The sequence below is a fragment of the Paenisporosarcina quisquiliarum genome, assembly GCF_043641925.1.
Taxonomy (GTDB): Bacteria; Bacillota; Bacilli; order Bacillales_A; family Planococcaceae; genus Paenisporosarcina; species Paenisporosarcina quisquiliarum_A.
In genome coordinates this window covers 1-18,383 of sequence record NZ_JBHZRU010000012.1, presented here as the reverse complement: position 1 = coordinate 18,383, position 18,383 = coordinate 1, and the positions used below count along the sequence as shown (strand labels likewise).

Annotated in this window: 19 protein-coding genes; 11 read left to right on the top strand and 8 right to left on the bottom strand. The window is 36.4% G+C overall.

The window, feature by feature from the left end:
* Nucleotides 1–180: 180 nt before the first annotated feature.
* From tnpB to ACHUE4_RS10220, 3 genes are all read left to right on the top strand, one after another.
* Nucleotides 181–1,314, top strand: coding sequence for an IS200/IS605 family element RNA-guided endonuclease TnpB (tnpB, locus tag ACHUE4_RS10230; RefSeq protein WP_394189638.1), 1,134 nt, complete (start codon nt 181–183; stop codon nt 1,312–1,314).
* Between the two features lie 136 nt (nt 1,315–1,450).
* A complete protein-coding gene (locus ACHUE4_RS10225; protein WP_394189636.1) occupies nt 1,451–2,224 on the top strand; it encodes an HD-GYP domain-containing protein in 774 nt (257 codons plus the stop codon).
* 86 nt (nt 2,225–2,310) lie between these two features.
* Entirely contained in the window at nt 2,311–2,871 is a 561-nt protein-coding gene (locus tag ACHUE4_RS10220) for a DUF6241 domain-containing protein (RefSeq protein WP_394189634.1), read from the top strand.
* A 77-nt stretch (nt 2,872–2,948) separates the two neighbouring features.
* Here the strand turns inward: ACHUE4_RS10220 and ACHUE4_RS10215 are convergent, their stop codons facing one another.
* A complete protein-coding gene (locus tag ACHUE4_RS10215) occupies nt 2,949–3,362 on the bottom strand; it encodes a hypothetical protein (RefSeq protein WP_394189632.1) in 414 nt (137 codons plus the stop codon).
* Nucleotides 3,363–3,410: 48 nt separating this feature from the next.
* Here ACHUE4_RS10215 and ACHUE4_RS10210 point away from each other — a divergent pair, with 48 nt between their 5' ends.
* Nucleotides 3,411–3,899, top strand: coding sequence for an amidase domain-containing protein (locus tag ACHUE4_RS10210; RefSeq protein ID WP_394189797.1), 489 nt, complete (start codon nt 3,411–3,413; stop codon nt 3,897–3,899).
* Nucleotides 3,900–4,088: 189 nt separating this feature from the next.
* On the opposite strand, the gene ACHUE4_RS10205 is transcribed toward ACHUE4_RS10210, so the two are convergent.
* Together ACHUE4_RS10205 and ACHUE4_RS10200 are read right to left on the bottom strand one after the other, a co-directional pair.
* Nucleotides 4,089–4,946 (bottom strand): DegV family protein, encoded by an 858-nt coding sequence (locus tag ACHUE4_RS10205; protein WP_394189630.1) that lies wholly within the window; start codon nt 4,944–4,946, stop codon nt 4,089–4,091.
* A 112-nt stretch (nt 4,947–5,058) separates the two neighbouring features.
* On the bottom strand, nt 5,059–5,616 hold the full coding sequence (locus ACHUE4_RS10200; protein WP_394189628.1) for a glycerol-3-phosphate acyltransferase: 558 nt from the start codon (nt 5,614–5,616) through the stop codon (nt 5,059–5,061).
* 85 nt (nt 5,617–5,701) lie between these two features.
* On the opposite strand from ACHUE4_RS10200, the gene ACHUE4_RS10195 reads away from it, so the two are divergent.
* The gene (locus ACHUE4_RS10195; RefSeq protein ID WP_394189626.1) at nt 5,702–7,531 is read left to right on the top strand and encodes a sensor domain-containing diguanylate cyclase; all 1,830 of its coding nucleotides are present in this window, start codon (nt 5,702–5,704) and stop codon (nt 7,529–7,531) included.
* 55 nt (nt 7,532–7,586) lie between these two features.
* Here the strand turns inward: ACHUE4_RS10195 and ACHUE4_RS10190 are convergent, their stop codons facing one another.
* Nucleotides 7,587–8,732, bottom strand: a complete 1,146-nt coding sequence (locus tag ACHUE4_RS10190) for an HD domain-containing phosphohydrolase (RefSeq protein ID WP_394189624.1) — start codon at nt 8,730–8,732, stop codon at nt 7,587–7,589.
* A gap of 144 nt (nt 8,733–8,876) precedes the next feature.
* Between ACHUE4_RS10190 and ACHUE4_RS10185 the strand changes: the two genes are divergently transcribed.
* Both ACHUE4_RS10185 and ACHUE4_RS10180 read left to right on the top strand, forming a co-directional pair.
* Nucleotides 8,877–9,227: a DUF3307 domain-containing protein gene (locus tag ACHUE4_RS10185; RefSeq protein ID WP_394189622.1), complete on the top strand. Its 351-nt coding sequence runs from the start codon at nt 8,877–8,879 to the stop codon at nt 9,225–9,227.
* A gap of 30 nt (nt 9,228–9,257) precedes the next feature.
* Nucleotides 9,258–9,836 (top strand): nitroreductase family protein, encoded by a 579-nt coding sequence (locus ACHUE4_RS10180; RefSeq protein ID WP_394189620.1) that lies wholly within the window; start codon nt 9,258–9,260, stop codon nt 9,834–9,836.
* A gap of 47 nt (nt 9,837–9,883) precedes the next feature.
* Here the strand turns inward: ACHUE4_RS10180 and ACHUE4_RS10175 are convergent, their stop codons facing one another.
* Nucleotides 9,884–11,281: a dipeptidase gene (locus ACHUE4_RS10175; protein WP_394189618.1), complete on the bottom strand. Its 1,398-nt coding sequence runs from the start codon at nt 11,279–11,281 to the stop codon at nt 9,884–9,886.
* Between the two features lie 253 nt (nt 11,282–11,534).
* Between ACHUE4_RS10175 and ACHUE4_RS10170 the strand changes: the two genes are divergently transcribed.
* The 3 genes from ACHUE4_RS10170 to ACHUE4_RS10160 all read left to right on the top strand — a co-directional run bounded on the left by ACHUE4_RS10170 (nt 11,535) and on the right by ACHUE4_RS10160 (nt 14,277).
* Entirely contained in the window at nt 11,535–12,797 is a 1,263-nt protein-coding gene (locus tag ACHUE4_RS10170) for a CNNM domain-containing protein (protein ID WP_394189616.1), read from the top strand.
* A 122-nt stretch (nt 12,798–12,919) separates the two neighbouring features.
* Entirely contained in the window at nt 12,920–13,465 is a 546-nt protein-coding gene (locus ACHUE4_RS10165; RefSeq protein ID WP_394189614.1) for an RNA polymerase sigma factor, read from the top strand.
* A 380-nt stretch (nt 13,466–13,845) separates the two neighbouring features.
* On the top strand, nt 13,846–14,277 hold the full coding sequence (locus tag ACHUE4_RS10160) for a cytidine deaminase (protein WP_394189612.1): 432 nt from the start codon (nt 13,846–13,848) through the stop codon (nt 14,275–14,277).
* 240 nt (nt 14,278–14,517) lie between these two features.
* Here ACHUE4_RS10160 and ACHUE4_RS10155 read toward each other — a convergent pair whose 3' ends face one another.
* From ACHUE4_RS10155 to ACHUE4_RS10145, 3 genes are read right to left on the bottom strand one after another with little or no spacing between them, the layout of a single operon-like run.
* Complete coding sequence (locus ACHUE4_RS10155; RefSeq protein WP_394189610.1) at nt 14,518–14,739, bottom strand: SDR family NAD(P)-dependent oxidoreductase; 222 nt, start codon at nt 14,737–14,739, stop codon at nt 14,518–14,520.
* A gap of 40 nt (nt 14,740–14,779) precedes the next feature.
* On the bottom strand, nt 14,780–15,478 hold the full coding sequence (locus ACHUE4_RS10150) for an SGNH/GDSL hydrolase family protein (protein ID WP_394189608.1): 699 nt from the start codon (nt 15,476–15,478) through the stop codon (nt 14,780–14,782).
* A gap of 1 nt (nt 15,479) precedes the next feature.
* Nucleotides 15,480–16,076 (bottom strand): TetR/AcrR family transcriptional regulator, encoded by a 597-nt coding sequence (locus ACHUE4_RS10145; RefSeq protein WP_394189606.1) that lies wholly within the window; start codon nt 16,074–16,076, stop codon nt 15,480–15,482.
* 651 nt (nt 16,077–16,727) lie between these two features.
* Between ACHUE4_RS10145 and ACHUE4_RS10140 the strand changes: the two genes are divergently transcribed.
* Nucleotides 16,728–18,182 carry a phospholipase D family protein gene (locus ACHUE4_RS10140; protein ID WP_394189604.1) on the top strand — a complete coding sequence of 485 codons (1,455 nt, stop codon included), beginning with the start codon at nt 16,728–16,730 and terminating at the stop codon, nt 18,180–18,182.
* The last annotated feature ends 201 nt before the right edge of the window (nt 18,183–18,383 follow it).

Genomic DNA, 18,383 nt, shown 5'->3' with positions numbered 1-18,383 from the left:
CAAAAATAATAAACATCACTTTTGTTTTTATCTTTATCCGACATTCATCTCCCACCTCAAGGAATGAAAAAGGAGATGCTTAATGAGTAGGTGGGAGATGAATGTCGGTTGGCGGTAGCCAAAACTTTCCTCACGATGATACAATGAGAACAAACATTCGTATCGGTAGGGGTGAAAATCATGTTAGTCAATAAGGCATACAAATTCCGGATCTATCCAACCAAAGAACAAGAAATCCTCATTGCTAAAACAATCGGATGCAGTCGTTTCGTATTCAATCGCTTTTTAGCACGGTGGAACGATACTTACAAAGAAACTGGCAAAGGGTTATCGTACCATTCTTGTTCGGCTGAATTAACACATTTAAAAAACGAGCTCGTATGGCTAAAAGAAGTTGATAGCATTGCCCTTCAATCCTCACTTAAAAACCTGGCTAATTCCTATTCACGATTCTTCAACAAACAAAATAAAGCACCACGCTTCAAGTCTAAAAAGAGTAAGGTCCAATCCTACACAACGAAAGAAACCAATCATAACATTGCCGTTGTAGACAACAAAATAAAATTACCGAAACTTGGTTTGGTTCACTTTGTAAAAAGTCGTGAAGTAGAAGGTCGTATTATTCGTGCGACTATTAGACATAATCCTAGTGGCAAATATTTTGTATCCATCCTGGTCGAAACAGACGTTCAACCATTGGAGAAAACGGAATCATCTATTGGGATAGACTTAGGTATCACTGACTTTGCTATTCTTTCTGATGGTCGCAAGATTGATAATAATAAGTTCACATCAAAGATGGAAAAGAAACTAAAGCGTGAACAACGGAAACTTTCAAGACGTGCATTGAATGCTAAAAACAAGGGGATAAGCCTTCTTGATGCAAAAAACTATCAGAAGCAAAAGATAAAAGTCGCTAGATTGCACGAAAGAATAATGAACCAACGTGACGATTTCCTTAACAAATTAAGTACAGACATCATCAAAAACCACGATATTGTCTGTATCGAAGATTTGAATATTAAAGGAATGTTACGCAATCATAAGTTAGCAAAATCAATCTCTGATGTATCGTGGTCTGCTTTTGTATCGAAATTAGAATACAAGGCGAAATGGTATGGTAAAACCATCGTGAAAATAAGCAGATGGTTCCCGTCTAGTCAAATATGTTCCGATTGTGGACATCAGGATGGCAAGAAATCTCTTGAAATAAGGGATTGGACGTGTCCTGTTTGTCACGAACATCACAATAGAGATATTAATGCCAGCAAAAATATCCTAGCCGAAGGCTTAAGAACCTTAATTTTGGCTTAAACAAAAGGGTAGAACCGTAGGAATCTACGGGGATAGCTTGATCAATAAGAGAAACCTCTGTTGACTAAGAAATACGTCAATAAGTACGCTCTGTTCCCAAGAATCTCCCACTTCAATCAGATCGTAAGGTCGATAAGTGGGGGCAGTTCAAAGTTGCATAAATACTAATCAAGATGCACTTAACCTACTAGCTACGACTAAAATGCACGAAAACTATGTATACAATCACTGCTTAAACGTGTCGATCTATGCGTGTCAATTGGCCATCGAAAATGGGTTGCCATTAAAGAACATTGAAGAAATCGGCTTAGGGGCAATGTTACACGATATTGGGCAAGTATATGTGCCCCTTGAAATACTCAACAAACCAGACAAGCTAACCAAAGATGAATATGCTCAGGTTCAAACGCATTGTGAACTAGGTTTTGAAATGCTAAGAAAAATGCATGAAATTCCTGTCACTGTTGCTCATTGTGCTTTGCAACACCATGAAAGAGTCGACGGTTTAGGTTATCCGAGAGGCTTAAAAGATGATGAAATTCATAAGTACGCAAAAATTATTAGTGTAGTTGACGTATTTGATGCATTAACGAACCCAAGACCATACCGACCAGCATTGTTACCCCATAAAGGGATGGAAATACTTTATGCAGGGAGCGGGACGCAGTTCGATAGCAAACAAATTCATTTATTTAAAAATTCAATTGCACTATACCCGCCAGGTTTAACTGTAAAATTAAATGATGGACGAACAGGCATCGTAACTAAATACAATTATCAAGCGGTCGGCCGTCCAGAAATTAGAATTATTAGGGACGAAGAACAAATCGCCGTAACTCCATATGAAATCGATTTATCAACAATCGGAAATCAAACGATTGAAATTGTGGAAGCTGATGCTTTGTTATAAGTACATCAATTTCTAATATCTAATTTATTGTTGTTATCAACAAACAACTGGGTGATAATACCATTAGTAGATGGAATTGGAGGTTGATGACAATCGCAGATAAAAAACCACTCAAATTTAACAAAATTCAAAAAGCGGTTTTACTGATCGCCTTTATTGGACTGATTGGCACTCTTATATATATGAAAATTAAACCGGATCTCCAAATCATCGTTAACAAAAAGGATGTTATTGTAACTGAGACTATTGAAAATGATGGAGAAAAAGTCATTGAAATCAAAGATAAAGAAAAAATTGATGTCATTGAACTATTTCCAGAAACAATGACAGATGGGGAAGTTCAAAATGCGATTCACCAAATGTCTCATCAAAAAGTAAAAGCTGATAAAAAGTGGGGCATGATTCCACTTACCAAAGAAAGAGTCGTACGTTTGATAGATGTTGTAGAGGGAAATAAAGAAAACTTTAAACATGAAAGTACGTATCTGAAGATCTTAAATCGCTGGAAAGAGGATGACTTCAGTGGAGTGGATGAAGATCACAATAGCATTTGGTCACTACAAAACGGTACAGTAGGACGTGCGACTGGAATTTTGACGTATGAAGAGGAACTACGTTTTATCTCTAAATATTTTAATGTTAATTAAATAAGTACAAAACTAAACCCCATTCAAGAGAACTCCTGAATGGGTTGATCCTTTTTTTTCAGTCATATTCTAGAGACTTAAACTTTCATTAAATTCGGTTCAGTACATTCGTTCAATTTTGTTCGGTCAAATAATTCTTCACCCAACCAAAATCCAAATGCAAAAATCATTGAAAGTACAATGACAATGACGGCTAGAGGGTCATAGGGCTCATTATTTAAATAACCAATGAATACGATAAGTATCGGTAGCCATCCTCCCATCACGATATACACGAGAAGTCTTTTTAAAGATGGCCATTCCATATCCTCATGTGTCAATTGATGAGCCATCCAAGCAACTGGTAGACCATAAAAAATTAAAAAAGGAAACGCGTATAATGAAAGTAATATGGCATAGATTTCGCCAAATAAAATAATGAATCCAACTCCTCCAATAATCATCGATACAAAAACACCAAATGCCGCTCTTCTCATCCATCGACACTCCATTCTAATTTTACTTCCAAACACATAACCTTTCACTAGGAGGGATTCAATCTGTATAATCGTGAAGCTGCTGTGCAATATGCAAACAAGTGGTGGAATTCATACAATCCTGCTTATCCTATCTTTGACGTTGATTGCACGAATTATGTTTCGCAGTGTTTAAGAGCGGGTGGTGCACCGATGAGAGGATACCCAAATCGTGCACAAGGTTGGTGGGTGCAGGGTGGAACATGGAGTTTTAGTTGGTCTGTTTCTCATTCATTTCGATGGTATTTAGATACTTCTACGAAAGGTTTACGTGCGAAAAAAGTGGGATCTGCAAGTGAACTTCAATTAGGCGACGTCATTTGTTATGACTTTGAAGGAGATGGAAGATTTAATCACTCCACTATTGTTACAGGATTTGATGGCAATGAACCACGCGTAAACGCACACACAAACAATAGTATTAATCGAGATTGGCGATATACGAACTCGATGGCATATGAACCCGGGAAAACAACTTATATCTTTTTTCATATATTAGATTCATTCACATAAGTAAGTTTGTAGGTTTGACGAGTAAAAGTTGAAATGTGACGAGTAAATTCCCAAAAGTGACGAGTAAAGTTTCAAAGTTGACGAGTAAAATCACAAAAGTGACGAGTAAACTTATTCATTACAAAACAATACAGTTTAAAAAGGTTCAGGTAGTCATTTCTCATGACTAGCTGAACCTTTTTATATTATTTATTGCACAGGCACATGCCACAATGCGGCTATCGTACCTTCTCCAGCATGAACAGCTAGAACGGAACTGATTTCTCCGATTCGAACTTCTAAGTCAGGCGTTTTTGATTGAATTAAGTTTTTAATTTCTTCCGCTTGCTCAGGAACGTTTCCGTGCATTAAATCAATCGATCGAGTGCCGTCTTTTTCATAAGACTCAACCGCTTTATCAACAATATAATTCATTGCCTTCTTTTGAGAACGAACTTTATCTAATGCTTTTAATTCGCCTTGTTCATTTAAATGAATGATTGGTTTTACTTGAAGTAAACTTCCAAGGAAGAATTGAACACCACTCATGCGTCCACCTTTATACAATTGATTTAGATTACCAATCAATATATAGTTTCTTAGGTTTTGGACTTCATTTCGTAACTGAGCAGCAATTTCATGTAACTCCATGCCGCTTTCTTGTAAGAGTAAACCGCGTTCAACAAGTTTGGTAATACCCGAAGAAAGAGCAAACGAGTCGACAACTTCCATTTGAACTTCAGCAATTTCAGCTCCAGATTTAGAAGAGCCAATCGTTCCACTTAATTTTTCAGAAACGTGAACCGCAATAATGGCCTCATACGCTTCACTTATTTTTCCGTATAATGTCGCAAATTCACCGGCAGCCGGTTGAGAAGTTTTAGGAAACTCTTCAGCATTTCGGATGCGATCATATAATTCAGTTGTTGTTAAATCAATTCCATCAGCATATTGCACTTGTCCAAAGTGAATATTCAATGGTACTACAAATACATCAGGGTGGTTTGCTAGCACAGGACTAACATATGCGGTGCTATCCACTACCCAGGCAATTGGTTTCTTTGTCATTATAAAACATCCTATCTATATGAAAGTATGAATATTATAATTATTATAACATTAAAAGTATTTAATCAACCTAAACTCTTAGTTTTAGCTGAATAAAGTTATGCAAATGATACTATTTTCTTTCATCCAAAGACTGTCGAAAATCAAATCGATGTCGATACAAGATAAGACCAATGGCTATAAGAAGAGGCCACATATTTGTTACTTCTTGTGTCATGAAGACTGTTATAATATACGTAACATAACCAAAAAACATACTTAAAGTGGCACTTTTTAAAAATGGAATAAATAAAACAAATCCTAATATAAACGAACAGAATAATACTGGATTAATAGCAAGTCCAACGCCTATAAAAGTAGCGATGCCTTTTCCGCCTTTACCTTTTAACCAAAAAGGATATAAATGACCTGCAATCACGAGTAATCCGGCTAGTGCAATAATCCATAATGAAAAATCAAAATAAAAACCAGCTACTATAACAAGTGCTCCTTTTATTGCATCCCCTAGAAATGTCATGAAAAATGCTTTCTTCCCAAGGACAGCTCCAGCGTTTCGTGCACCAAGATTTCCACTACGGTGTGCACGTAAATCGACCTTATTTCTCTTTCCAACCCACCATGCTGTCATAAAATTTCCAATGAGATAGCTTGAGATCCAATAGACAATCATATAGTACCCCCTGATTCGTCTTTCTTTCTATTATGAACGAAACCACTAAATTGGGAAATCAAAATAAATAGAGAGGAGGGTGTTTATGCATCCTATAATGAAAATTACATTAATAATTGTTCTCCTTCTTACGGGGTGCGCAACGCCAACTATACAAAATTCCAATGACATGCTTGCTGTTAATGGGGAATTGGATTTAACCAAAAGTCCATTGAATGAGGACGAATTAGTCTTACTCAATGGAGAATGGACTTTTTACTGGGAACAGTTTTTAACTGAGTCTCAAATTGAAGAAACGAATCGATTAAAAACGCCTCAACTTATTTCCGTTCCGAGCGATTGGACATCACTTACGAATGATCGAAATGGGTATGCGACCTATTCTTTAACACTTCAAATCCCAGAAAATCGGTTAGGAAATGTTATGGGGATTTACATTCCGCATCAATACTCCTCGTACTCACTAATGGTTGATGGAGTTAAAGTTGCCTCCAATGGATTTGTTGGAACGACAAGACAATCAAGTGAAGCTGCGTTTATAAAAGAAGTTGCCTTTTTCACCCCTAAAGATACAGAAGTACGCTTAATCATGCATATTGCTAATTTTGAACACCCAATCGGTGGCGCAAATAACCCAATTTATTTTGGGGCAGCTAATGCTGTGACTGCTTATTACACCGAATTAGTGGCTTCTACTTTATTTGTCATCGGTGGAATTTTAATTATGGGAATTTACCAATTTGGTATTTTTGCATTTAGAAGACAAGAAAGAGCCTTTTTGTATTTTGGTTTACTAAGTATTTTAGTAGCCTTACGAGCACTTTTTGTGGAACCTTTGTTTATCGCTGTATTGTTTCCAAATATTTCGTGGATTTGGCAGCATCGTTTCGAATTTCTCATTATGTATGGAGGCTATTTACTATATTTGTTCTTCCTTCGTAATTTATATCCAAACGAATTGAAAAAATGGGTGATACAAGGTTCAGTTATGATCACATCTATCTTAATACTGCTCACTGTAGTAACAAATCCTGTTTTTTATCGGACTGCTTTTGACTACTTCTTGATAATTGCAGCCATTACCATGATTTACACGCTCTATGTGTTAATTTTAGCGGTTAAACGAAAAAGAAGAACAGCCATTCTTAACTTAACAGCTAGTATATTTTTCTTTATTACTGTACTAAATGACGTATTCTTATCACTCGATTGGATTGAAGGTTCTAATATAGCGACGTACGGATTCTTTATTTACATTTTTGTTCAGTCTTTAAATTTAAGTCGAAATTATGCACAAAAGTTCCAGGAATCTGAAAACTTAACAAGTGATCTCCTTCATTTAAATCAAACGTTAGATGAAAAAATCGAACGAAGAACACAAGAGCTTAGTGAAACCAATGCTCGATTAATAGAATTAACTTTACTTGATGGATTAACAGGTGTGAATAACAGAAGATTCTTTGATGAAAAAATGAAGGAACTTTCGATGGATGCTATTAAGATTGGATCACCGTTAACTCTGTTGTTAGTCGACTTAGATGAATTCAAAAAATATAATGACACCTATGGACACGTCATGGGTGATGAGTTAATTAAAAAAGCTGCATCCATGTTTAAAGAAATAGTGGGCAATGATGGATTTGTTGCTCGGTATGGGGGAGAAGAATTTGGCATCATTCTTCCAAATATGAAGGAAGAAGAAGGCAGACAAATGGCTGAAAAGATTTGTAGAGAAATGAGAAATGCGGAAGTTGAACATAAAACCAGTTCAACTTTCGGGGTCGCGACGATTAGTATTGGCGGTACTTCTTCAAGCGTACATGACTTTAATAAGCCAAATGATTGGATTGAACAAGCAGACAAAGCTCTTTATGCAACTAAAATGAGTGGGAAAAACAAAGTGACGATGATGTGAAGATATACAGAAAAAGGCTGTGAGATGACTTTATGAAAATCGTCTCGCAGCCTTTTTAAATATCGTCGGATAATTCATTTCGAATATCTAAAAATGTATCAATGTTGCCTAAGAACAAATCGATAAGAGTAGGGTCAAAGTGTTGGCCACGTTGTTCCTTTAAGTGATCGATAATATCTTGAAGCGGCCATGCTTTTTTGTAAACGCGATCACTACCTAAAGCATCGAATACATCAGCAATGGCTGTTATTCTTCCGAAAATATGAATCTCTTTCCCAGCTAACCCATTTGGATAGCCAGTTCCATTCCATTTTTCATGGTGTTCATGTGAAATAATCGCAGCTGTTTTTAATAAGTCGCGTTGTGAATGTTTAAACACATAATAGCCGATTGACGTATGTGTCTTCATTAACTCAAACTCTTCGTCTGTTAATTTTCCAGGCTTTAATAAAATATGATCAGGAATTGCTACTTTGCCGATATCATGCATTGGCGAAGCTAATTTTAGTAGTCTCGCTTGCTGTTCGGGCAATCCTGCTAATTTAGCTAGTTCATATGAATATTTCGCGACACGTCGAACATGATGACCAGTTTCCTTTGAACGACTTTCACCGATTTCACCCATCGTTTCAATCATTTCTTTTTGCGTTTCTATTAATTCATTTCGAAGAATGGATGATTCAAAGGACTTGCCAGAATACGAAGCAGCTAGAGTTAAAACTTCGATATCTTTCTCTGAAAATGTTTGACTGGCGGTCATTTTATTTATAGCTTGAAAGGCACCGATGATTTCGCCTTCTGAATTACGAAAAGGGATACAAACGACAGACTTGGTTAAATAACCAGTGCTCCGGTCAATCGCATCATTAAAGCGCTCATCCTGGTACGCATCTTCAACTATGACCGGCTCTCCAGTCATAAAGCTATGGCCAACAAAACCACTATCTGCGGGAATAACAACCTTATCAATGCCATGTGCTACAATGGTCCATAGCTGATGTTCAGCGGCTTGATAGAGCCAAACAGTACAGCGATCTGCAATGATTAGCCGTTTACCTAGGTCAGCTAATATCATCAGTAACTTATCTAAATCATTTTCAGCAGTTATTTTTCCCATGTATTCAAAGATAACAGCGAGCATTTCTTCGGACTGTAGCTCGTTTTGTTCACTGAAGTTGGAGATAGGTTTATCATTTGTCATCATGGAAAATCCTTTCCTGCTCAAAAGCGGTTCTTTTTTTCTTGCCGATTAGTTGGTATGATAATATTACCATAGGATTATTGAATGACATAGTAAGGATTATTGGTTGGGGAAATAGTTCTTTAGCACTTAGGAGGATCTTGGATGACGGTGTTTAGTTATATGTTAATCGGCCATTTTATCGGCGATTATTTGTTTCAAACGAGTTGGATGGCAATGAATAAAACCAAACAATGGATTCCACTTTTGGTCCACTCTTTCATATATACACTAATCGTAACCGCCGTAGTCTATTTGGATTATGGATTATTACCTTTAACTGCTATTATACTTATGATAGGTAGTCATATTATTTTAGACCGTCGAACATTCGTGCAGTGGTGGGTAAAAAATGTGATGAAAACAAATGGAAAAGATGCTGGCTGGTTAATCATAATGGCTGACCAAATCTTCCATCTCATTATTTTAGGTGTGATTGCACACATTTGGTTTTAACTTCAGCAATAAAAAGGAGAACATACAAACATGAATGAACAATCTTTATCAATAAGAGATGCGATTCTACAAAGACGCTCAATTAAAAACTTTAATGGACAACCAGTAGAGCGCGAAACTTTAATATCCGTTTTGGATGATGCAAAATGGGCTCCAAATCACGGGAACCGTGAACCGTGGCGCTTAGTCGTTGCTTGCGGAAAAGAACTCACTGAATTACATGAGCTTTTACGTGAATTCGGCGTACCTAAATGGAAAGAGCTTTCTGAAGAAGATTTAGTGAAAAATATGAAAAAATTCACTTCACCAGGTGGATATGCATTTATCATCGTTCCTGAAGATGCTCGTCAAAAAGAACGTTTAGAGGATTATGCTGCAGCTAGCGCATACATTCAAAATGCACAATTACTTGCTTGGGATCTAGGGATTGGTTCATGTTGGAAGACGCCTCCATTTATCGATGCACCGAAATTCCGTCAAGCAATGGGAGTGAAACCAGGAGAGCGTATCATAAGTATGCTTCAATTTGGTTACTTCGATGAAATGCCGAAAGCGAAACAACGTAAGGATTCGGAAGAATTCATCACTTTCTTTGGCGCAACTGAATAAAATACGAAATCCCGAATCCAGCATACAATATGCGGATTCGGGATTTTTTATTTCACTAATTCACTTGAGTTAAATTTCGATAGTTCATAATAGTAGTCGCCAATAACGCGCAAGCCTTGATCGAAGTTTTCTAAATGGAAATGTTCATTAGGGGCATGGAAATTTTCTGATGCTAAACCAAAGCCCATTAATACAACAGGTAAACCTAAAATTTCATCAAAAGCCGCAACGATTGGGATCGAACCGCCTCCACGAACATAAGAAGTTGGAACTTGGTATACTTTTTCGTACGAACGTCCAGCTGCTTGAATCGCAGGATGATCAAAAGGAGTAATGAACGGCTTCCCTTTATCAAATTCCGTGACTTCAACATTTACACCAACTGGTTTATGTTTTTCAATATGTGCTTTTAATTTCGCTACGATTTCATCCGGATCTTGATCAGGAACTAAACGGCAAGTAATCTTCGCACCAGCTTCAGCAGGTAATACTGTTTTAATTCCTTCACCAGAAAATCCACCGAATACACCATTCACTTCTAAAGTAGGGCGAATCCATGTGCGTTCTAAATGTGTGAATCCTTTTTCGCCAAATAATTCATCGACTTGTAATTCTTTTTTGAGAGCCTCTTCATCAAAATCGAGTTCTTTATATGCTGCACGTTCCTCAGCTGTCGCTTCACGAACATTGTCATAAAAGCCATCCACTTGAATCGTGCCTTCTTGATCACGGAACGACGCAAGTAACTCAACTAAAGCGTGAATTGAATTTTGAACCCCACCACCGTATAGTCCTGAATGTAAGTCGCCTTTAGGACCTTTCACTTCAATTTGAACTCCTGCTAATCCTCTCAAACCATAGCATACTGCTGGTTTTCCGGGTCCTTGCATTCCTGTATCAGATATAACAATAATGTCGGCTGATAGTTTTTCTTTATTAGCTTCTACATATTCGGGAAGATTCGGACTACCGATTTCTTCTTCACCTTCAATACAAAACTTAACGTTTACTGGCAAAGTGCCATTTGTTTTAAATAAAGCCTCGATAGCCTTTACATGCATATATACTTGTCCTTTATCGTCACTTGCTCCACGGGCATATAATTTATTATCCCGAACGGTTGGATTAAAAGGTTCTGTCTCCCATAGGTTCAATGGATCAACGGGTTGCACATCGTAGTGTCCATAGACCAAAATAGTGGGTTTACCTTCTGCATGAAGCCAGTCAGCATAAACAACTGGATGACCTTTCGTTTCATCTATCGATACATTTTCTAATCCAACATCTTGTAATGATTTGGATAACCACTCTGCTGCAGTGCGCATATCTTCTTTATGTTCCGATAAAGAACTAACACTAGGGATGCGAAGAAACTGTTTTAATTCATCTAAATGTTCCTCGCGTTTTGTTTCAAAATAGCTGTTCAATTCGTTTAAATGACTCATGATATCCCTCTTTTCTAAATAGTTCGAGAATAGGAGTAGTATATCATAATCATTTCTTGAAATCCGTAAAGCACCAGTTCGTTATTCAGATAGAAATTTTGAATGATCACTGAAGAGATGTATATAGTAAGAACTCACTTTAATATTTTTATAAAAAATGAATTCCCATTTGAGACATGGAAATTCTGATTATGATATAGTTATAGATATTGAAATTGAGCGGGTTTTTTGACTCATATAGGAGGAAACACGGTTGGAGTTTATAGGTTTAGCCATTAGTTTAGTGTTGTCGTTTTTCTTTTCAGGTAGTGAAACGGCACTCACAGCAGTAAATAGGATGAAGGTCCAGCTTCGTGCTGAGCAAGGAGACCGTATGGCGCAAAAGCTCCTCGTGCTCATCGCGAAACCGGACCGCATGATTACGACGATTTTAATTGGTAACAACATCGTAAATATTGCTATGCCTACATTATTAACGTTAATTGCTTTGGAATACGGTTGGGATATTGCCATTGCAACCGCTGGATTAACATTAATTATCATTATTTTTGGAGAAGTACTTCCAAAAACATTAGCCGTTACTTTTGCTGATCGTATTGCGTATTTGGTAGCACCGATCATTGCTTTACTTGTTCAAATTATGCGTCCGGTTACTTTCTTAATTGCAAAATTTACGAACGTTTTTATTCGCATAATTTCTAAAGGCGCAGTGAAAGAAGCAACACTTACAAAAGAAGAGCTTCGCACAATGGTAGATATCGCTTCTACGGAAGGAACATTTGAAGAAGAGGAATCAGAACGCTTAAAAGGTGTACTTGATTTTCCGAATAAAGATGTTCAAGATGTATTGGAAACACACCGTATGGAAATTGTAGGAATTCCTGCAAACGCTACATATGATGAAGTACGAGATATTATATTGGAACATTACTATACAAGATACCCAGTATATGAAGAAAGCATGGACCATATCGTCGGAATGTTTTACTCAAAGACATTTATCGAATGGTCAATGGATCCAACCCTTGAATTAGAATCGCTTATCGATCGTGATCCGCTTTTTGTTGTTCAATCGGTCAGCGTTGAAAAAGTATTTAAACAAATGTTAGCCAAGAAAAAACACATGGCTATCGTGTTAGATGAATATGGTGGAACCTTGGGAATCGTTACGCATGAGGACATCATCGAAGAAATGATTGGACAAGAAATCGAAGATGAATCTGATGAAGATGAAGAAATCTTGGTTTTTGAAATGACAGAGCATCGACTCATTTGTCACGGTCGCCTTGAAATTGAAGATGTGAATGAAATGTTCAAAATCGAAATTCCAAATGACCACGACACCATCGGCGGATTTGTCCTTCAACAACTAGGCCATATGCCTGATAACGGAGAACAATTCACTTATGAAAATCTTCGTTTTGAAGTAAACGAGATGGACCGAAACCGTATTATGCAATTAACGATTACAATTCAAGAAGAAAAAGAAGAAGAGGAAGAACAGGAGGACAACTAGTCCTTCTGTTCTTTTTTTGCTTTATTACACGTTTGTAAGAATTTTGAAAGAGATTCCGATAGAGGGTAAGGTTCGTCTTTGGCATTATAGAGTTAACAGCAAGGACGAACGGAGGACAAAAAATGAATGTTACACTTGATCATGTATACGACGAATACAATCGGTATTTGTACCATCTATGTTTAAAGTTAACTCGAAACCAAACAGAAGCAGAAGACTTGATGCAGGAAGTATGGTTGAAAGTAGTCAGATATGAAACGAACGTCAAGGATGTTGATCATCTTAAAGCATGGTTAACAACCATCTGTATGAATACATTTAGAGACCGTTACCGTAAAAATGTACGAATTAGTAAGCATGTAATGAATCAGCCAGAAACACTAGATGTCCCGGTTCTCGATTTAGTCCCGAGTGAAACCCTTTCATCTGAAGAACTTTTAGAAAAAAGCGATTTATCTCAAATGGTGCGAGACAAAATTTCGGAACTCGACTCCATTTACCAAACAACAGTCATGTATTTTTATGTACATCAATATTCACTAATCGAAATTGCAGAAATCATGAAGGTATCAATAGGTACAGTGAAATCCCGCCTATTCCGTGCCAAACAACGATTAAAAGAAATGCTAATTGCCGATTCCGCGATTACAGACTATATTCCAGCTTGATTTTGAATGTGGTGTAGCCTTAAAAAGGCAAATAGGGGATAAAGTAAAGAATCAATAGGATTGGTATTAATAATCGAGTATAAAACCGAAAAGGTTTTATACTCGATTTTTCTGTTGATAAGAAAAGTGCACCCTGCTTTCGCTATCCATTTAACAAATGTAAAAAGCATTTAAATTACAGGATGAAAATAACTATTGTCACTTTGGTTATGATTAAGTGATTAACTGTTGTTTAATGGTGTTGAAAAATATACCTTGGGAAAAGGGTATTTTATATTAAATTATAAAGAGAAGAAGCAAAATTGTTTTTGATCTGTTATATCAACGGATGAAAGTTTGGTGAATAAAAGGCTTGAACTGAACTAGTAAGGAGGAGAACTATGTTAAAAGTTAGACCTTTAGAAGATAGAGACTATGAACTGATTAAAGAAGCCGAAAAAGTTATAGAAAAGAATTATAGGTATGGGCGACATCACATTGGTGCAGCAGTTAGAACACCATCTGGAAATGTTTTTTCGGCAGTTCACGTAGAAGCGAATGTTGGAAGAATAACAGTATGTGGGGAAGCAATGGTTATTGGTAAGTCTATTTCAGAAGGAGATCACGATTTTGAAACGATTGTTGCAGTGGCTCACCCTCATCCACACGAAGATATTGAAAAATGTTGGGTGGTTGCTCCTTGTGGTATGTGTCGGGAGTTAATTAGTGATTATGGAAAAAATACAGATGTTATCATTCCCTATAATGGTAAATTAGTAAAGTGCAATGTAATGAGGTTATTACCAGAAAAATATACAAGTGATCTACACTAATTTCTCCTTCAACAAACATGCGCTTAATTGAACGAGCTCCATGAAAAAGAAAAGCTCAGAGTTTACTACTAAGCCGTTCTCTTTTGAGGTACCCGCAGCTATAAAAGTATGTATAAAAGTAAATCAATTAGCAGTGCAATTCGCATATGAATTCGCACTGCTTTTTTATTGGTATAATTGATTACTTTTATAATTATAGGTATGAAATCGCGCTATAAATCGCAAAGGTGTCTTGAGTTTTTAGAAAGACATGAAAACACTTCTAAAATCAGTAACATTCAAGGTTATATATCTAGAATTATTTGAGTTCTTATTAAGTTCTTTTTCAAAAAGCTTTCCCTCTGTGTCATTTATGTCTGCAATTATTACAAATACATTTTGATATACTAGTTCGCTGCAAAGCGCCTTACCAATCCCAGATGCACCACCAGTTACAATAGCAATTTTCTTGAACCCCTCCATGAGTAACCCCCAATTTAATAAAAATTTTATGAACTAGCAATTATTCATCAATCGCATCTTTATTTTTGTATAGAAATTGGTTTATCGCGGATGCGTAAACATCTGCCACAATTTGAGCACCAGAACTATTTAAATGTATCCCGTCCAAAGTGAAGTGTAGCCCTCTTTTTTTAGATAACTTGTCAATTCGAGAGTGTTTTTTGTAAAACAACACATCTTTCATTACTGTTAATACTTTGGTGCTGATATAATCTGAACTATTTACTTTAGCTAGGTGCTCTTCAAACACAGAATGAAGGTTTAAAAAACTAATATTTGCATTTTTACTTGTGATGTATTCGATAAGATATGTTAATTCCATAATTTCTTTGTTAGATGGATTATTTGTTTCACCAACTAATGCTGGTGAAACTGCCACAGTTTTTTTGGAAGATACGAGAACTAAATCTAATATTTTTTTGTAATAGTCTTTGAATTCCTCATGGTCTTTCGCCACTGGCTGTGCTTGTAAACTCAACAATTTAGAATAAACATCGTTTACACCAATCCAAACGAAAGCAAGGTCATAATCGGAATTTAATTTTGTTTTTGTTAAACGAGTATGCAGGCTTTTAACTGACTCTCCAGGTTTGCCGAGGTTAACGAAAGTAATAGTTGGAAATTTTTCTTTTAAAAATTTAACAAAAGAAACTCCTGGGCGACCTTCTGTTAAACTGTCACCGATTAATGCGATTTTCATACTAATTCCCCCTTGTTTTAATTGATTTTAAAAACATAGTAATTGCTTTTTTAAAAAGAGGCTCCAGTGAATTCAATTCTTGAGTGTTTGTGAGTTGGCATAAACCCCCAAGCCAGGTTCCTAAGAGCACAGTCCATTCGTCTATATTCCCAGATACAAATTCTTTCTTGTCCAATCCCTCTTGAAAGATGGAACGATAGGCACCCATTGGAATAATGGCTAATTCGTATAATTTTTTTACAGATTCTAAACTAGAATTAGGATTTGAGGCCAGTTCTTGTCCTGCTTTTAATAATGGAGTTTGATAGTTATAGAGTACATGCATTGCCATACCATATAATTTATCTGTAGCAGACGTATAGGAAGGTTCCTTCTCCATCCATTTAGAGTACCAATCATGCATAGTGTTCTGTGCTAATAAAACAAAAAGTTTTTCTTTGCTTTCAAAATGATAATATATATGTCCTTTGCTATAGCCAGAAGCTTTTGAAATGTCCTCCACTGACGTTTGAATGTATCCTTTTTGAGAAAATAAAATAATTGCCTTTTCTGATATGTCATATTTTACCTTTTCGCTGTTATAACTTCTTTTGTTCAATTTTATAGAAACTCCTTTCAATATTGAACGCTTGTTCTAATTAAAATATACACCATTTTCCGAATCAAAGAAGAATTTGGTGTATTATTCACAAAAATGTAACTATTTAATGAATATTAATAAAAACGCAGTGCGAATTCTTATCCGAATTGCACTGCGTTTATAGAGGTGATTATATATGTTTTTATAGTGGCGGGTACCTCAAAAGAGAACGGCTTAGTTTATTACTCTGAGCTATTTTGTACGTTAATTCCTGTGTGAATTAACGTATGAATTCAAATGGTATGTAGCTTGTTATTTTAGATTCTCTTCCCATCAACCTAAAAACTTACTAAGAGGGGCTGAGCTTTTTTATGGGTGAATCGCGCATAGTAAGAATTTTTGGGTTCTTGGTTAGAATTATCGATGCCTCAGTTAGAATTTAGGCAATCTCAGTTAGAAAAATCGCCATCTCAGTTGTAATTGTTCAAAAGGATACGCCAACAGTAAATGCTGCGTAAGCGAAGCGTGCAGCACCAATATGTTCATGATAAAGTTTGATGCGAAACTTTATTTTTATAAATCTATTTTATGAAGATGATTTTGGTTTGTTAAAACAAATAGACGGGAATATCCGTAGTAATACATTTGTTTGATGAGGGGGAACCGCGGATGGCTAAAAAGCCGCGTAAAGAATGGAGCAAGCGTAAGCGTATTATCATGGGCTCAATAGGTGTTTTCGCATTAATATATATCGCTGTTATTTTATGGCATACATTTAAGCCTTTGCCTGAAGGGATTTCATATAAAGGAGAATTGCATAAAACAGACAATATCGAAATGATAACGGATTTAACCTTTGCTCAAGATAAAAAAGGGACGGGCATGGTTCATGAACTAAATATATTCGACGAAGTCTATCAGATGATTGAAGAAGCTGATGATTTCATCGTTGTTGATTTTTTCTTGTTTGATGGTTTTTACGATCAAAAAGAAGATTTTCCGAAGATTGCAGATACGCTATCTTCGAAGTTAGCGGATAAGAAAAAAGAAAATCCGGATATGCCGATTGTGTTTATAACAGATCCGATTAATCGTGGTTATGGATCATATGAAAACGAATGGTTTAAAAAGATGAGAGAAGCTGGTGTTGAGATTGTCTATACTGATTTGGATCCTTTAAGAGATTCAACACCTGTTTACTCAGGCATCTATCGAATTCTCTTCCAATGGTTTGATATTGGTGGGGAAGGATGGATTGATAATGCAATGGCAAGTGATGCACCAAAAATGACGGTTGCCTCTTATATGACTTTATTAAACGTAAAAGCCAACCATCGAAAAGCAGTAATAACTGAAAAAGAAGGTATGGTCACTTCTTCGAATCCTCATGATGCGAGTGGATTCCATGGCAATATTGCATTGAAGGTAAGTGGGCCAGTATTAAATGATATTTTGGAAGCGGAAGAAGCTGTTTCGCGATATTCCGGCGGGCCAGAACTTCCTCGAGTCGATAAGGAGAAATCAGACGGACAGTATGAGGTTCAATACCTGACCGAGAAGAAAATTCTAGATGCACTGCTTGCTGATTTAGAAAACACGAAAAAAGGGGACAAGATTTGGTTAGGGATGTTCTTTATTGCGAAGCGAGATATTGTCACTACCTTAATTGATGCGGCAAATCGCGGAGTAGAGATTAACGTCATCCTTGATCCAAATGAAAACTCTTTTGGTCAACAAAAATCAGGTCTACCCAATCGACCAGTCGTTCAAGAAATGGTTGAAGATACAGAAGGGAAAATGAATGTCCGCTGGTACAATACAGTGATTGGACAATATCATACGAAAGCAATTTGGATTCAAAATGAAGACCATACCATTATTTCAAATGGTTCTGGAAATTATACGGATCGTACGCTCGATGATTATAATTTAGAGGCTAATCTCAGAGTGATTGCACCGAATGACAGTGAATTGGCTACGGAAATGGAAAGTTATTTTGAAAGACTTTGGAATAATGAGGATGCTTTATATACAGTAGAACTGGAAGAATACCAAGATGAGTTTACAGTTTGGCAACGTGGTATCTATTCCATTCAAAAATTATTTAAAGTGACAACTTATTAATCGGCAGGATTGCAAATAAGAAATAAAAAGCTCTATGCAGAAACGTTGCATAGAGCTTTTTAGCAGAAAACAATTGTGTGAAATTCATGAATACTTGAATGAGGCATCCGAATTCGAGAATAGCTGGACTTCTGTCAAGAAAGTTTACACAAAAAACACTAAAATTCCGTTTTCTAAATCCCTACCGCACTTCGTTTGCTA

Excerpts from the sequence above, each read along its gene's own strand:
- tnpB (WP_394189638.1), top strand. The coding sequence starts at position 181 with ATGTTAGTCAATAAGGCATACAAATTCCGGATCTATCCAACCAAAGAA.
- ACHUE4_RS10220 (WP_394189634.1), top strand. The coding sequence starts at position 2,311 with ATGACAATCGCAGATAAAAAACCACTCAAATTTAACAAAATTCAAAAA.
- ACHUE4_RS10215 (WP_394189632.1), bottom strand. The coding sequence starts at position 3,362 with ATGGAGTGTCGATGGATGAGAAGAGCGGCATTTGGTGTTTTTGTATCG.
- ACHUE4_RS10205 (WP_394189630.1), bottom strand. The coding sequence starts at position 4,946 with ATGACAAAGAAACCAATTGCCTGGGTAGTGGATAGCACCGCATATGTT.
- ACHUE4_RS10200 (WP_394189628.1), bottom strand. The coding sequence starts at position 5,616 with ATGATTGTCTATTGGATCTCAAGCTATCTCATTGGAAATTTTATGACA.
- ACHUE4_RS10195 (WP_394189626.1), top strand. The coding sequence starts at position 5,702 with ATGCATCCTATAATGAAAATTACATTAATAATTGTTCTCCTTCTTACG.
- ACHUE4_RS10190 (WP_394189624.1), bottom strand. The coding sequence starts at position 8,732 with ATGACAAATGATAAACCTATCTCCAACTTCAGTGAACAAAACGAGCTA.
- ACHUE4_RS10185 (WP_394189622.1), top strand. The coding sequence starts at position 8,877 with ATGACGGTGTTTAGTTATATGTTAATCGGCCATTTTATCGGCGATTAT.
- ACHUE4_RS10180 (WP_394189620.1), top strand. The coding sequence starts at position 9,258 with ATGAATGAACAATCTTTATCAATAAGAGATGCGATTCTACAAAGACGC.
- ACHUE4_RS10175 (WP_394189618.1), bottom strand. The coding sequence starts at position 11,281 with ATGAGTCATTTAAACGAATTGAACAGCTATTTTGAAACAAAACGCGAG.
- ACHUE4_RS10165 (WP_394189614.1), top strand. The coding sequence starts at position 12,920 with ATGAATGTTACACTTGATCATGTATACGACGAATACAATCGGTATTTG.
- ACHUE4_RS10160 (WP_394189612.1), top strand. The coding sequence starts at position 13,846 with ATGTTAAAAGTTAGACCTTTAGAAGATAGAGACTATGAACTGATTAAA.
- ACHUE4_RS10155 (WP_394189610.1), bottom strand. The coding sequence starts at position 14,739 with ATGGAGGGGTTCAAGAAAATTGCTATTGTAACTGGTGGTGCATCTGGG.
- ACHUE4_RS10150 (WP_394189608.1), bottom strand. The coding sequence starts at position 15,478 with ATGAAAATCGCATTAATCGGTGACAGTTTAACAGAAGGTCGCCCAGGA.
- ACHUE4_RS10140 (WP_394189604.1), top strand. The coding sequence starts at position 16,728 with ATGGCTAAAAAGCCGCGTAAAGAATGGAGCAAGCGTAAGCGTATTATC.